Raw genomic sequence first — 15,326 nt, 5'->3', positions numbered from 1 at the left:
TGTCATCCAGCGCCTGCTGCCGCCGAACGTTGTGCCATAGGGGACCGGGCAGAAGTGTGCCTTTTCGTGCGCAGAGTCATAACACGACAACGGAAGATCGACTGCATGCGGCATACGCTCTACGGTCCAGCTACATCTTTTCTGGCTCGGACTTCACAAGAGCCATGCGGTCCGTACCCGAACATGGTTACTGGAAATGCCCTTCCACTTGCATTGAATGGTTCCTTTGAGCACGCTGTTCACGCTGCCATAATTCAATAATTTGCGAAATACCATCGGCGATATTTCTATCCCTAGTGCAGTGAAGCATAGTCCGCATAAAAGGTCTGAAAATTGTCTTCGGCGTAAATTCGGGTGCAATTGGCCAATTAGGCGGAGGCCATTACAGATCCGGGGGTATTCGAAAGGTTGTGTCGCGATAAGGCCGACGCGAAAGCTTTCTCTAATGCAAGGATCCCTCACATCACCAGAGAATAGAACCAAGCAGCCGCTGTTCGCGTGACGGGGTCGTCCTTCATTTGCCCTTTTCTGTTTCCCGTTCAGCGATGATGCTCTGGATGGCGGCCCGATTGGTGCCGCTTTTTTCGATGGTAACGGCCTCTGGCGCGCCGTTCTGATCCATGGCTTTCCCGAAGTAGAGGGAATCGACGGTCTACGGCGATGCCCATCCTATACTGCACGCACCAACCAGCGACTGAAAGGAAGGCAAGCGCGCCGCCGTTCGCTACTGGAGACATGCAATGAACAAGACCTTGAGGCACTTCGGCGTCTGCGGCCTTTGCGCGCTGTTCACCCTTGTCACATCGCATCCCGCCCTCGCTCAGGACAAGCTCGTTGAAGAAGCGAATGTGATCTGGAACAAGTACTTCAGCAACGGCGACGCTCAGCGGCTCGCCGCGCTAGACGGACGAAAAGGCGGTTGAATCGCCGGGCAACGGCAACACCGTTCAAGGGCGCGAGGAAGTACAAAAGCGCTCTTCAAGAGCTACTTCGATGCGGGCGTTCACGAACACACCATCGACGTGATGCACGCGAGCCGGGTCGGCAACGTGATGTACGAAACGGCCACCTGGACCGCCGTGCAGGAGACGGACGGTAAGAAGACGCAATACAAGCGCGTATTGCAGAGGGTGATGACCAAGGGCGCGGACGGCAAGTGGCGCACGACTGCTCACACGTGGAACGCGGAAGAAAACAAGTGAGACCGCGTTTGCCGCGCTTTGGTCTACTCTAGTCGGGAAGCGCGATCCCGGGCGCCCGCCGCCCACAAAAGATCAACCCTGCTTGATCGAAGTGCCGTCGCCAGCGTCGATCGTGGCGTCATTGTCTTCTTCATCGTGTGGCCAGAGCGTTTTCGTCCGCCTCGAATTTTACCTCGCCCGCGTTAATGCGACAGAGCCCAACCAAGTCCCGGAGGTGTCAGGCCATCTTTGTGCCCGGACGCGTTGATCGACAAGACGCGAGGCAGGCGGAAATCCCATCGATAGTCGGAATAGAGGAACGGATTGACGAAGCCTTCGGATGCACCGTCGATATGCATCGGAATTGAAATGCCTGTCCTTGCTTGATACGCGTCGAGCCAATCGTGAATTCCCTGAATGTCGTCGTCTTCGCCGGTAAACGTCTGGCCGGCAATCGCAACGACGGCGATCGTGTTTTCGTCAACATACTTATCCAGCTCGTCTGCAGTAAGCCGATAGTTTCCTGGTTCGAGCGGGACAATTCGCGGTTCCACTTCGAAATAGCGAAAGAATTTTTTCCATACGATCTGGACATTGCCGCCGGTCACCATATTGGGACGAGTCGCGTCTTTTCTGTCCCGTTTCTCTTCTGGCGCCAGTTCCATTTGTGGGCGAGACCCGCCAGCATGCATGCTTCGGAGGATCCGATAGTCGCAGTGCCATATGGTTCGACACCATGCGGTCCGTTCCATAGCTGATGCAGCCACTTGACCATACGAGTTTCCATGGCAAACAGCTGCGGATACATGTCGTGGTCGATGTAGTTCCTGAACATGTTGCGTTTGGCTATCTCGACCGGCCTCCGGCTCCGCATAGGTCGTTACGAAGGACGACATGTTCAGCATCGGGTTTGTATCCGTCCACTCCTGACTCAACACGAGTGCCTCTGCTGCCCGTGCCGAAATGCCGATTCTCGGAAATTCGTTCGCCGGCACCTCAATGCTGAACTGGTCATATGGTGTTACTGCTTCGATTGGCGTGGTCATTTACTCTCTTTTGGGGACAACATGGGTATCGGTAATTGTGAAACTGCGAGGGCGACATGAAACAGCTTCATGCAGCCCGCTATAAGACTATCGAACCAACCCCAGTCAAGAATCCGAACATAACAGCAATGTAATGTTAGCGTCAGCGTGCATCAACCCTTCGCTGTACAGAATAAGGTCTGCTCACTCTCGTTATGACGGCATGGTGAGACCGGAGGCTTCAGGCGTCGTGTGCGAGGCCGACCATACCTGAAATGCAGGTCGTATTCGAGGGACGGATTGGCCGAGAAGAGTACCGGAGCGTGTACGGGTCCATACAGGCTCCCCAGCGCTTCACTGACGCACTGCGAGCGTCACTAGCGGACGAAACTCACCGTCCTGGTGCTCGATCCGGGATCAGCGAGCAGCCCAGTAATTGCGAGGCCTGAGGAGCCGAGGTTTGGCGGGTGCCACGCGGGCCCGTTGACGTCAGACGAGCCGGGCATCCGTAAGCTCTGACATTCGGGAGTGCGGGTGGAAGCTTAAACGCACTTTGATTTTTGTGAGTATTTTCTCGGGAGAACGACGCAATGTACCAACGCGTACGAAACGGCGCGAAGGCGGAAAATGCCAACGCTGACGAACTCCGACCGCCTACCGGCGCCGAATTGGAACAAGGCGAGCGCGGCCACAAGGCGCTTGCGTCGCCGATGCCGCGTCCAAATTGGGCGTGGAGCCAGAGTCGTGGTCACTATGACTGGATGGATTGGCATACCCCCCTTTGACGGCTTTGGTGCAAATTTGAAGGCCGATGGGTTGGGCTCAGGATTTTGACGCGCCCAGGGCAAACAGATGAGTAAGCTGAGGAACATTGACAAGCTGTTCGAAGGTCGCCATTTCGACCGCGAAGTCATCGTCTTATGCGTTCGTCGGTACCTGCGTTACAAACTGAGCCTGCGCGATCTGGTCGAGATGATGTCCGAGCGTGGCCTTTCGCTGGCGCACGCCCCGAAGGAAGTCCCTGTGGGACACGACGATCATGCGCCAGGTCACGCGCTTCACACCCGAGTTCGTCAAGCGTTGGAACCGCTTTGCTACGGCAGCCGGCCGGTCGTGGTGAGTCGACGAAACTTACATGAAGATGCGTGGCAAGTGGGTTTATCTTTACCGTGCGGTTGACCGGGCTGGCAAGACGGTCGATTTCCGGCTCTGCTCCAGGCGCGATGTCGTTGCGACCAGGGCATTCTTCGCGAAAGCGATCAAGAGTCAAGGGCTCGCTTCCAAGGCAATCACGCTGGACGGCTACGCGGCTTCTCACCGCGCAGTGCGCGAAATGAAGATCGATGGATTGCTGCCCGAAGGCGCAACGTTGCGATCGTCGAAGTACCTGAATAACTGATCGAACAGGATCATCGCAACCTTAAAGCGCGGGCGAACGTGATGCTCAGCTTTAAACGCTTCAGGACTGCGGCAACAACCATTGCTGGCATCGAGCTGATGCATCGCATTCGAAAAGGCCAGTTCAACTTGATGAAGCTGCGCCTCAAAGATGCCACCGCGCCCTCAGTTTGGACGGCAGCGCTTTCGGTTCGCTGAGACGACGAACAGCCAGGCGGTTTCTCGCTCGCCTGTGCTATTTGCACCGCAACCGGTAAGTGGATGAAGGCCTATTTTGTAACCTGATTTTACGCTGGGCGCGCTCGTAATCGTTTGGAACCGTTCGGCAGTTAGTCGAAAGGTATTCAAGGGGGGTAGATGGGTAGACTGCATCCGGCCTATTGACCACGCAGTGACTACGCCCAAAGAATCCGCATGCAGCAATCAATCGTACCCATCTCCGGACCTGGAGCTTCGCATGAGTGAACCCGTCGCTACGTCGGGAATATGGCGATCGCTGCGCTGGCGCATCGTAGTTATCCTGCTTGCCGCGCTGCTACTGATACTGATCGCGTTCCATCTGCTGCATCGCAGGCCGGCAAATCGGCGACCGGCTGCGCAAGTAGTGACGGTGGCCGCTGCAAGCCAAGGTGACATGCCGGAGATCATGGCGGCACTGGGCACGGTCACGCCGGTCGCCACAGTCACCGTCCTGCCGCAGTTAAGCGGCTACCTCACCGAGGTCGGCTACCAGGAGGGTCAGGAGGTCGTGAAGGGCCAGTTCCTCGCGCAGATCGATCCGCGTCAGTACGAGATCGACAAGCAACAGGCCGAAGCGCAACTGGCAAAAGACCGGGCGAGCCTCGCCCAGGCCCAGGCCGATCTTGCGCGGTACGCCGAGCTCGCTGAGCGTCAGTCGATTGCAGGCCAGACGTACGAAGACGAGAAATTCACGGTGCAGCAGGATCAGGCGATGGTCAAGGCTGATCTCGCCAGCATCGGGCAGTACGAACTCGACCTGACTTACTGTCGGATTACCGCGCCAGTGTCGGGCCGGGTGGGCTTGCGGCTAGTCGACCCGGGCAACTACGTCACCGCATCGAGCACGACCGGTATTGTCGTGCTCACGCAGATGAAGCCGACCACAGTGCAGTTCACGGTGCCGCAGGACGCGCTGTCGAACGTGCTGCAGCGTTTCGGCGCCGGCACAAAGCTACCGGTGACCGTCTATTCGAGCGACAACACGAAGCAGCTCGCGACCGGCACCCTTTACGCGATCAGCAACGAGATGGCGACCGCGACTGGCACCGTCACGTTGCGCGCGACCTTCCCGAACGATGATGAAGCACTGTTCCCGAACGAGTTCGTCAACGTGAAGCTGCTGGTGGATACGCTGCGCGACGCCGTGCTCGTGCCGACGCCTGCGGTGCAAAGCGGCGCGCCGGGCGACTACGTCTATCTCGTCAACCCCGACGATACGGTGTCCGTGCACAAGGTCACGCTTGGGCCGAGCGATGGCAAAAACACCGTGATCATGTCCGGACTCTCACCAGGGCAGGCCGTCGTAACCGACGGCATGGACCGGTTGAGCGATGGCGCGCGGGTCCGAGTGGCCGCTGCAGGCGAACCGGGGCATGGCACACCGGCGGCCGCCGCGCAGCACGCACATCGGCACAGGCACGCGGCAAGCGCCGCGGCGGCGTCGTGAGCAGCCGGCGCGCGAGCTGATGAATATTTCCCGTCTATTCATTCTGCGGCCGGTCGCCACCCTGCTGGTGGTGATCGCGCTCGTGCTGGTGGGCATCGTCGCGATGCGCTTTTTGCCTGTGTCGTCGTTGCCCGATGTCGACTATCCGACCATCCAGGTACAAACCTTCTATCCGGGTGCGAGCCCGGACGTGATGGCCACCACCGTGACCGCGCCGCTCGAGGTCCAACTGGGAGAAATCCCCGGTTTGCAGCAGATGGTCTCGTATAGCTCGGAAGGCGCGTCGGTCATTACGTTGCAGTTCGACCTTTCGCTAAGCCTCGATGTTGCCGAGCAGGACGTGCAACAGGCGATCAACGCGGCCAACAGTTTTCTGCCGAGCGGATTGCCCGCACCGCCCACATACGCCAAGGTCAACCCCGCTGACCAGCCGATTCTCACGCTTGCCGTGACGTCGAAGTCGATGCCGCTTACCCAGTTGCAAGACGTCGCGAGCAATCGGCTCGGTTCGAAGATTTCGGAGGTGCCAGGCGTCGGTCTTGTCACGACGGCGGGCGGCAACGTGCCGGCGGTTCGAGTGGAGGCGGACCCGCACAAGCTTGCCGGGTACGGCCTGAATATCGACGACCTGCGTACGCTGCTCGCGAACGTGAATATCAGCCAGCCGAAAGGCAATTTCGACGGGCCGGAGCTGGATTACACGATCAATGGCAACGACCAGATCAGCGACCCGAAAGATTATCTCGACACTGTCATCGCGTATCAGAATGGCGCCCCGGTCTTCCTGCGCGATGTCGCGCATGTGTCAACTGCTCCGCAGGACGTCGAGCGCGGTGCATGGATTAACCACACGCCGGCGATCCTTCTGAACGTGCAGCGCCAGCCTGGCGCAAACGTGATCGCCACGGTCAACCAGATCAAGAAGCAGTTGCCCGCGCTTGAATCGACGCTGCCGGCCGGTATGCAGGTCAGCGTGGTGTCGGACAGCACTGGGGTGATCCGTTCGTCGGTATCCGATGCGGCAGTCGAGCTGATACTCGCCATCGCGCTGGTGGTGATGGTGATCTTCGTGTTCTTGCGCAACCTGCCCGCGACGATCATCCCCAGCATCTCGGTGCCCGTGTCGCTGATCGGCACGCTTGCGGTGATGTACGAACTGCATTACTCGATCGACAACTTGTCGCTGATGGCGCTGATCATCGCAACGGGTTTCGTCGTTGACGATTCGATCGTGATGATCGAGAACATCGTTCGCTACCTCGAAGAGGGGATGAACCCGCTGGAAGCGGCATTGGCGGGAGCCGGCGAGATCGGCTTTACGATCCTGTCGCTGACCGTATCGCTTATCGCGGTGCTGATTCCGCTGCTGTTCATGGGTGGCGTGATCGGCCGGCTGTTCAGTGAGTTCGCGGTCACGCTGGCTGTCACCATAGTCATTTCCGGGGTGGTGTCGCTGACGCTGGTGCCGATGCTGTGCGCGCGAATCCTTCGCGCGAAGGTGCAACGCCATCCGAGTGCTTTCGAGCGGATCAGCGAGGGCATCTTCAGCCGCACGCTGAATGTCTATGAGCGCGGATTGCGCTGGGTGCTTCGCCATCAGACGCTCACGCTGGTCATCGCGCTAGCGGCGATGGCGCTCACGGTCGTGCTGTATGTCGCCATTCCGAAGGGTCTCTTTCCAGTGCAGGACGTGGGTGTCATCCAGGGCATCAGCGTGGCGGACAACTCGGTGTCGTATGACGCGATGGTGAACCGCCAGGCGAAGCTGGCTGACGCGATCCTGAAGGATCCTGACGTCACATCGATTACGTCGTATGTCGGCATCGACGGGATCAACGCGACGCTGAACAACGGCCGCTTTCTGATCAACCTGCGCCCGCACGACCAGCGCTCGCTGAGCGCATTGCAGATTGCGCGCCGGCTGCAGGTCGAAGCGGCGCAAGTGCCCGGCATCCGGCTCTATCTGCAGCCGGAGCAAGACCTCACGCTCGATACGACGGTATCGCCGAACCAGTACAGCCTGGCGTTGCGCGGGCCGAGCCAGCAGGCGTTCGGCCACGTTGTGCCAGAGCTGATGGCGAAGATGAAGCAGATTTCATCGATCACGGACGTACACAGCGATGAGGACAGCAATGGTCTGAGCGTTGACGTCGAGGTGAACCGGCAGTTGGCGGCGCGCTACGGCATCACGCCCGCAACGATCGACAATGCGTTGTACGACTCGCTCGGGCAGCGCATTGTGTCGACCATCTTCGAGCAGTCCGACCAGTACCGCGTGATCCTCGTGGCCAAGCCCCAGTCGATGCCGAATGTCGGGTCCCTCGGCGACCTGTACCTGCCGAGCCAGACCAGCAGCGCGGGCCAAGTCCCGCTACGCGAGATCGCGAAAATCCGCCTGACGAAATCGCCACTGTCGATCAACCATCTCGCGCAGTTCCCGGTCGTGACGATCTCGTTCAATCTGGCGAGCGGCGCGTCGCTCAGCACCGCAGTGGCCGAGATCCGCAAGGCAGAGCAGGAGGTCGCGCTGCCGCCGTCGATCACGCCATCATTCCAGGGCGCGGCGGCAGCCTTCGAGGACTCGCTGTCGAGCGAGGTCTATCTGCTGATTGCCGCATTGGTTGCCGTCTACATTGTGCTTGGCGTGCTTTACGAGAGCTTCGTCCATCCGGTCACGATCCTTTCGACGCTGCCGTCAGCCGGCATCGGTGCGCTGCTTGCGCTCATGATTGCGGGCAGCGATCTCGATGTGATCGGGATTATCGGCATTGTGCTGCTGATCGGGATCGTGAAAAAGAACGCGATCATGATCGTCGACTTCGCACTGGCGGCCGAGCGGCAGCAGAGCAAGTCGCCGGCTGACGCGGTCTTCGAGGCGTCGTTGCTCAGGTTCCGTCCAATCCTGATGACCACGCTCGCTGCGATGTTGGGCGCATTGCCGATGCTAGTGGGCACCGGCACGGGGTCGGAGCTGCGCCGGCCGCTGGGTCTTGCGATCATCGGCGGCCTCACGCTCAGCCAGATCCTGACGCTGTTCACCACGCCGGTGATCTATCTGTTCTTCGACCGGATGGCTGAGCGCCTGCGCCGACGCCGTGGTCGTGATCATGGTCGCGACGATGGGCAAAACGGTGAGGCAGGAAACAGCCCGGATGGCGGCCGCGAGCGAGGCCTTGACGGCGGCCCGGGCGGGGACGCCGCGGAGCCCACGTCGTGAACCCCAGCGCGCTGTTCATCCGGCGGCCGGTAGGAACCACGCTGCTGGCGATCGCGATCCTGTTGTCCGGGCTGCTGGCGTATTTCCGCTTGCCGGTTGCGCCGCTGCCGAACGTCGCATTTCCGGTGATCGTCGTGCAGGCGATGATGGCCGGTGCGAGCCCTGAGATCATGGCATCCACGGTGGCCGAACCGCTGGAACGGCGTCTCGGTGTTATCGCCGATGTCAACGAGCTGACGTCGACCAACTACGTCGGCATGTCGATGATCGTCATCCAGTTTGGGCTTGACCGCGACATCAACGGAGCGGCGCGGGACGTGCAGGCGGCGATCCAGGCGGCCCGCGCGGACTTGCCGACGACGCTGCGCGCGAACCCGACATACCGGCAGTACAACCCGGCCGATGCGCCGGTGATGGTGCTCGCGCTGACCTCGGACACACTGACCAAGGCGCAGCTCTACGACTCCGCGGACTCGGTGATCCAGCAGCAACTCTCGCAGATCAAAGGGGTTGGACAGATCACGCTGGGCGGCGGCGCGTTGCCGTCGGTGCGCGTCGAGCTGCAGCCCGGCAAGCTGAACAGCTACGGTATCGGCCTCGAGGACGTGCGCGCCTCGCTCGGCGCGGCGAACGCGGACAGCCCAAAAGGTCACATCGAACAGAACGGCCAGCGTTATGAGATCCTGTCGAACGACCAGATCAGCCACGCCGCGCCGTATCGTGATCTCGTGATTGCGTACCGCAATGGTGCGCCGGTGATGCTGCGCGATGTCGCGGACGTACGCGATTCGAATGAGAACATCCGCAACGCCGGTCTCTACAATGGCAAGGAGGCAGTGCTTGTCATCGTCTACCCGGAGCCGGGCAGCAATGTTGTGAATACAGTCCAGCAGATCCGGGCGCGGCTGCCCGCCATTGAAGCCGCGCTGCCCAGTTCCATTCACGTCGGTGTCGCGGTCGACCATTCGCAATCGGTCAAGGCGTCGGTCAGCGATACCGAGCGCACGCTGTTCATCGCCGTGCTGCTGGTGGTTGTTGTCGTGTTCATTTTCCTGCTGTCCCCGCGGGTGACGCTGATCCCGGCCGTCGCGCTGCCGCTGTCGATCATCGGCACATTCGGGCCGATGTACCTGCTCGGCTACAGCATCGACAACCTGTCACTGATGGCGCTGACCATCGGCACCGGCTTTGTTGTCGACGACGCGGTTGTCGTGACGGAAAACATCGCGCGCCATCTGGAAGCAGGTGCGTCACCGCGGGAAGCCGCGTTGCGCGGTAGCGCGGAAGTGGGCTTCACGGTGTTGTCGATGAGCCTGTCGCTCATTGCTGTCTTTTTGCCGATCCTGCTGATGCCGGGCGTCGTGGGGCTGCTGTTTCACGAGTTCGCGGTCACCCTGTCGATTGCAATCCTGTTTTCGCTGCTCATATCGCTGACGATTACTCCCACGATGTGCGCGTACGTACTCTCGCGCGAGCGCGCCGGCCGCTCCAAAGCGCACTGGGCTGTGTGGATCGACGGGCAGTTCGAACGCTTCAAGCAGGCCTATGCGCGCTCGCTCGACGCGGTGCTCGACCGCTCGATGCTGATCGGCCTTTTGCTGATCGCGTTGCTGGTTGGCAATGTATTTCTGTTCAAACTGCTGCCCGCGACGTTCTTTCCCGAGCAGGACAACGGCATCCTGATCGGCCAGATCATCGCGGACCAGAACGTGTCGTTCCCGGCCATGGAAAAGAAACTCGCCCAGTTGCAATCAATCGTCGGTAAGGATCCCGCCGTCGCCTCGGTGGCTGGCTTTACCGGCGGGCGGGCCTTGAATACCGCCAATGTGTTCGTGGAACTGAAACCGCTGTCCCAGCGTCACGTTAGCGCCGCCGAGGTGGTGAACCGGCTGCGGCCAAAGCTCAGCCAGGTATCCGGCGCTCGGCTGTTCATGCAGGCGCAGCAGGACCTGCGCATCGGCGGCCGTCAGTCTGCCGCCGAATATCAGTACACGCTCACGAGCGACGATCCCGAGGCATTGTACAAATGGGTGCCTCGCCTCGTCACCGAGCTGAACAAACATCGCGGCGAACTCCTGGACGTGAACTCGGACCTTCAGCAGAACGGTCTGCAGACTTACGTGAACATGAGCCGCAGCACGGCGAAGCGGTACGGCTTCGATCCAAACCAGATCGATAACGTGCTGTATGACGCGTTTGGTCAGCGCACCGTTTCAACAATTTACAACCCGCTAAACCAGTACTTCGTCGTGATGGAAGTCGCGCCGCAATACTGGCAGTACCCGCAGTCGCTCAATCAGGTCTTCGCGAGCGCCGCGGCCGGAAATGCGAGCGGGACAGCGCAGACGCAGTATTCGCCAGGCACTGTCCCGCAGTCGACACAGACGCTTGCCACCGGCGCGACCGTCGGGGTAGGCAGCAACGCCGTCAATAGCATGGGCAGCACCGCGAATACCAATTCACTGAACTCGGATGCAGAAGCGAACGAGGCGACCAACAGCATCGCCAACAGCAAGGGCGGCAGTTCGAGCGGTAGCGCGGACAGCACAGCCGCCGAAACGATGGTGCCGCTGCCGGCATTCGCGACGTTCAGCAACAGCCGCACGGCGACCCAGGTGAATCATCAGAACGGGCTCGTGGCCGCGACGATCTCGTTCAACCTGCCTCCGAACGGGTCGCTCAGCGAGGCGGGCCGCGCGATCGCCCAGGCCAGCCAGGACCTCCGCATGCCCGCTTCGATTCATGGTGCGTTTGCGGGCGCCGCGCAGGCGTTCGCGCAGTCGATGAGCACGGTGCCGTTGCTGATTCTCGCCGCGTTGGGCGTGGTCTACATTGTGCTCGGTGTGCTGTATGAAAACACGATTCACCCGATTACCATTCTGTCGACGTTGCCCTCGGCCGGTATCGGCGCCACGCTGGCGCTGCTGATCTTCGGCACGCCGTTTTCGGTGATTTCCATCATCGGCATCATCCTGCTGATCGGTATTGTGAAGAAGAACGGCATCATGATGGTCGATGTCGCCATCCAGTTGCAGCGCAACGAGAAACTCGACGCGCGCAGCGCGATTCACCACGCAGCCGTAGTACGGCTGCGACCAATCATGATGACCACGGCTGCCGCCGTGCTGGGCGCAGTGCCACTTGCGATCGGCATCGGGCAGGGCGCCTCGCTGCGTCAGCCGCTCGGCGTGACGGTGATGGGCGGCCTGCTGCTCAGTCAGGTATTCACGCTTTACACAACCCCGGTGATTTACCTGTATCTCGACCGCCTGCGGGCGCGCCTCGCGGTCTGGTCGGCGAAGCTGCCATGGAACCGGCTGCCGGATACGAGGACATGAAGATGAAGCCGTTCTGCTTGTTAAAGGGGCGGCTGCGCTGCCCCGTCCGTACCGGCTTGGCCGGGACCGCCGCCGCGCTGCTGCTCGCGGGCTGCATGGTCGGCCCGGACTATCACCGGCCACAGGTCGCCACGCCCGTGGCCTATCGCGAGCTGCCCGGCTGGACCCAGGCCGCGCCGAGCGAGGCCAGTCCACGAAGCGACTGGTGGACCGGTTTTCACGATCCATTGCTCAACCAGCTGGAGCCGCTTGTGTCGGTCTCGAACCAGACGGTTCGACTGGATTACTACAACTATCAGGAGGCGGTCGACTTGGTACGCGAGGCACGCTCCGGCCTGTTCCCGACCATCAGTGTCACCAGCTCGGCCACGCGTTCGGGCAACTCAGCAACGATCGCCAACGCAGGTGCGCTGGAAGGCGACGTCAGCTGGGCGCCCGATCTCTGGGGGCAGGTGCGGCGCACGATCGAAGAGCGCGCAGCCAACGCGCAGGCGACCGAGGCGATGCTCGCTTACGCGACGTTGTCCGAGCAAGTCACGCTGGCCATAGCGGTGATCAATCTGCGCGCAAGCGACGCGAACATCGATCTGCTGGAAAAGACGGTGAAGGCGTACGAGGGTTATCTGCGCGTTATCAGCGACCAGGGCGAAGCCGGCACGATTCCGCCGTCCGATCTTATTCTCGCGCGCACGCAACTGGAGAGCGCGCGCTCAAGTCTGATCGCGCTGCAGGTTTCGCGCGCCAAGTATGCGCACGCGATCGCGGTGCTGGTGGGGCGCAATCCCGAGGATCTCGACGTCGGGCGCATCAGCGCGCTGCCAGTCCTCCCGGACGTACCCGTCAGTGTGCCTTCGACCCTTCTGCAGCGGCGCCCCGATATAGCTACCGCCGAGCGGCAGATGGCTGAAGAGAATGCGGCGATCGGCGTCGCGGTGTCCGCGTATTACCCGACCGTTACCCTGTCGGGCATGGAGGGCCTGGCTGAATCGCCGCTTTCCGGTCTGCTGCACGCGGCAAACTACGTGTGGTCGCTAGGCGCTGCCGCATCGCAAACGATTTTCGACGGCGGCTTGCGCAGCGCCAACGTGGACGCCACGAAAGCCGCTTACAACGGGGCGGTCGCGAATTATCGCAACACCGTGCTCACCGCGTTTCAGAATGTCGAAGACGATTTCGCAAGCCTGCGGATTCTCGAGCAACAATCGCAGGTGCTGGACGGCGCGGTGCGCGACGCGGCGCGCGGGGCCGAAATCGCGTTTAACGAATACCAGGCCGGGACCGTCGACTATACGACGGTCGCCACCGCGCAGACCACCCAATTGAGCCTGCAGCAAACGGCGTTGAGCGTGGAGCAGGAGCGTCTCGTTGCGTCGGCCACGCTGCTCGGCGATCTGGGCGGGGGCTGGTCCGCGGATCAGTTGCACGACCCTCGGGGGGCGCACGCGCCGGATCGGACGCAGGCATCGCAAGCCCAGCCGTCGCTGGCGTCGCGAAAACAATCCGCGCCGGTTATCACGGCGGGCGCTACGTCAGGCCAATGACATCGTGCAAGCATTCCAAAGCGGACATCACGCGCTCGCCCCGTGCCTCACCCAGTACTTGTGCAATTCGGTCGCCGTAGCGCACCAGCGCGCCGCGCGCGGGACGCGCCTTTAGCATGAGGCGGGCGCGGGGGCTTACACGGTTGACGCGCGGCATGGCTCAAAAGTGCACGCGTTCATGGGAAGCAAGACCACCACGGTTAATCCTATGTCGGGGGGACTGACGGCGAAGCGCGGGTGCCGGCCACGAAATAGCGGAGTTGTTTTTCGGCTTCGACCACTCGGTGCATCGGAGCCTCGCTCAATTGCCGGTCGTGCAGCGCAAGCAAGCGTTCGATTGCGGGGGCGTCCTGCTCGCTAATCATCCACTTGGCACGTTTCGCGGCCACTGCGAGGGCGTTTCGGAACGCCCGTTGAGCGTGTTCGTAACATGCAAACGGCACCTGCCCAAAACCCATGCGCTGAAGGTAGTAGGCCCTATACACCGAACGGAGCAACGTGTCGATCTGATGCCGGTTGCCGCTGTCGCCTCGGCAAGCAGCCAGCGCAAGATGATGCGCGAGCGAGATGTCGCGCGCGGATTGCGCCGCTAGTGGCAGCAGCAATGACTTGCTCAGCTGTTTGCCGTGGGTACCCGGGCGGGTGGGTTTTCGGTTTGTTCCCGCCATGCGGGTATTGAAACAGGGTTCAGAGAAATCTGGGGCAGACTGCGGTCGACGCTTGAACTGGCCGCCCATCGTCACTGGTGCCCGCGACCGGAGTCGAAGCGGCGCGCGTTCGAATCCGGCGGATTTCAGGCGGTTGGGTACCAGACCAGTCGAACGACGTCATGCTAACCGCTTTAACACCCACATCGTTCACCGAGACGACGTCCACGGTCTTCGTCGTAGCAATCACGCTACCGGATCGGCATCCACACATGAAGCGATGATCATCGCTTGCGCATTCGGGGGTGGCGATCCCCTAACTCGTGGGCTGTACACATGATCGCCCGCTGCGATACTACGGCCGCTCAATACACACGTCCCAGTGCGCCTCGCGATACGTTCCTGCCAGGTCTGATGTCCATAGTGACCGGTACGCGAATCGCACCAGGAGACGGTCAACGTCTGCGAAGTCGCTCGCTCCAGCACTCTCACAGTCGGATGCGCCCACTCCTGCACGTGTGCGACCGCAGACCGCCGCCGCTCGCCACGACGCGTTCGCGCAGGCTCTTCCTGGCCCGTGCACGCATGAGCAATCATGGCGACTGCTTGCGACCATACGTCCGCACTAGTCTCAAACATCCAACGCTCCTTTGCGACAGTTTCACAACATTGGCGGGTTCTCGATCAAGCGAGGCTAATTTTCGGCTTCGGCACGCGTCAACGGCACAGTAGCGTGCTGTGCAAAGGAGATCGCCGCTGCGGCAAGTACACCGGCAGCGAGTGCTGCAAAGACAAGAGTCTTCATAGTGAATGACCTCCCGGATTCAGGTATGGTCGGCTTCGCAGAAGGTCATTGAAGCCTTGATCTCACCACCTCGTCGTAACGAGAGTGAGCCCACATTCTGTACAGTCGAAGGTAAATGCACGCTGACGCACAGATTAAATTGATGTCATGTTCGGATTCCCCACACGGGCTCCTTCGAATGATGGCCGGGCGCGGCCAGGTCTGCATACTCGGCCAAAGCCGACGCTCGCGCCAACCAGGCAGATCAGTAATTCGGATAGGGCGTGTAGATTACCGGTGGCGGTGCGACGTACCGCGGCGCCGGCGCAACATATACCGGTTGCGGCGCGTAGACCGGCACCTGCGGCTGCGAAATCGTGTTGCCTTTTGAGGTCATGCACTGTCCACGGGCGAGCGCGAGATGATCCCGTAGCGAAACGTAGATGTCGAACGAAAACTTGACAGGCCTACTCAGGGCATGACTTTACCGGTTCGTGCCTGCCACGGA

The 15,326-nt window shown here is 60.9% G+C and carries 9 protein-coding genes and 2 pseudogenes; 7 read left to right on the top strand and 4 right to left on the bottom strand.

Annotated elements, in window-relative coordinates; all coding sequences use genetic code 11:
- Positions 1–740: 740 nt before the first annotated feature.
- Both P0D89_RS32940 and P0D89_RS32935 read left to right on the top strand, forming a co-directional pair.
- Positions 741–923 carry a hypothetical protein gene (locus P0D89_RS32940; RefSeq protein ID WP_408365299.1) on the top strand — a complete coding sequence of 61 codons (183 nt, stop codon included), beginning with the start codon at positions 741–743 and terminating at the stop codon, positions 921–923.
- A gap of 99 nt (positions 924–1,022) precedes the next feature.
- Positions 1,023–1,202 (top strand): hypothetical protein, encoded by a 180-nt coding sequence (locus P0D89_RS32935; protein WP_408365297.1) that lies wholly within the window; start codon positions 1,023–1,025, stop codon positions 1,200–1,202.
- A 182-nt stretch (positions 1,203–1,384) separates the two neighbouring features.
- Here the strand turns inward: P0D89_RS32935 and P0D89_RS32930 are convergent, their stop codons facing one another.
- Positions 1,385–2,227: a pyridoxal-dependent decarboxylase gene (locus tag P0D89_RS32930; protein ID WP_494478169.1), complete on the bottom strand. Its 843-nt coding sequence runs from the start codon at positions 2,225–2,227 to the stop codon at positions 1,385–1,387.
- 840 nt (positions 2,228–3,067) lie between these two features.
- Between P0D89_RS32930 and P0D89_RS32925 the strand changes: the two are divergent.
- The 5 genes and pseudogenes from P0D89_RS32925 (at position 3,068) to P0D89_RS32905 (ending at position 13,387) form a co-directional block, all read left to right on the top strand.
- Positions 3,068–3,802: pseudogene (locus P0D89_RS32925) on the top strand (IS6 family transposase).
- 259 nt (positions 3,803–4,061) lie between these two features.
- Complete coding sequence (locus P0D89_RS32920) at positions 4,062–5,291, top strand: efflux RND transporter periplasmic adaptor subunit (RefSeq protein WP_408365295.1); 1,230 nt, start codon at positions 4,062–4,064, stop codon at positions 5,289–5,291.
- A gap of 19 nt (positions 5,292–5,310) precedes the next feature.
- Positions 5,311–8,508 carry an efflux RND transporter permease subunit gene (locus tag P0D89_RS32915; protein ID WP_408365293.1) on the top strand — a complete coding sequence of 1,066 codons (3,198 nt, stop codon included), beginning with the start codon at positions 5,311–5,313 and terminating at the stop codon, positions 8,506–8,508.
- Positions 8,505–11,846: an efflux RND transporter permease subunit gene (locus tag P0D89_RS32910; protein ID WP_408365291.1), complete on the top strand. Its 3,342-nt coding sequence runs from the start codon at positions 8,505–8,507 to the stop codon at positions 11,844–11,846. Before P0D89_RS32915 ends, P0D89_RS32910 begins: the two co-directional genes overlap by 4 nt.
- Positions 11,843–13,387, top strand: a complete 1,545-nt coding sequence (locus P0D89_RS32905; RefSeq protein ID WP_408365331.1) for an efflux transporter outer membrane subunit — start codon at positions 11,843–11,845, stop codon at positions 13,385–13,387. The genes P0D89_RS32910 and P0D89_RS32905 overlap by 4 nt, the downstream gene beginning before the upstream one ends.
- Before the next feature lie 206 nt (positions 13,388–13,593).
- On the opposite strand, the gene P0D89_RS32900 is transcribed toward P0D89_RS32905, so the two are convergent.
- From P0D89_RS32900 to P0D89_RS32890, 3 genes and pseudogenes are all read right to left on the bottom strand, one after another.
- Positions 13,594–14,124, bottom strand: a complete 531-nt coding sequence (locus tag P0D89_RS32900) for a hypothetical protein (RefSeq protein ID WP_408365289.1) — start codon at positions 14,122–14,124, stop codon at positions 13,594–13,596.
- Positions 14,125–14,280: 156 nt separating this feature from the next.
- The gene (locus P0D89_RS32895) at positions 14,281–14,631 is read right to left on the bottom strand and encodes a DUF3331 domain-containing protein (protein WP_408365329.1); all 351 of its coding nucleotides are present in this window, start codon (positions 14,629–14,631) and stop codon (positions 14,281–14,283) included.
- Positions 14,632–15,083: 452 nt separating this feature from the next.
- A pseudogene (locus tag P0D89_RS32890) lies at positions 15,084–15,230 on the bottom strand (glycine zipper family protein); the annotation flags it as partial.
- Positions 15,231–15,326 lie beyond the last annotated feature (96 nt).

Origin of the sequence: Paraburkholderia sp. RL18-085-BIA-A (genome assembly GCF_046027075.1) — a bacterium.
In the GTDB taxonomy this organism is placed as follows: Bacteria; Pseudomonadota; Gammaproteobacteria; order Burkholderiales; family Burkholderiaceae; genus Paraburkholderia.
The sequence above is the reverse complement of the archived record's forward strand: the minus strand, read 5'-3'. Positions and strand labels throughout refer to the sequence as shown.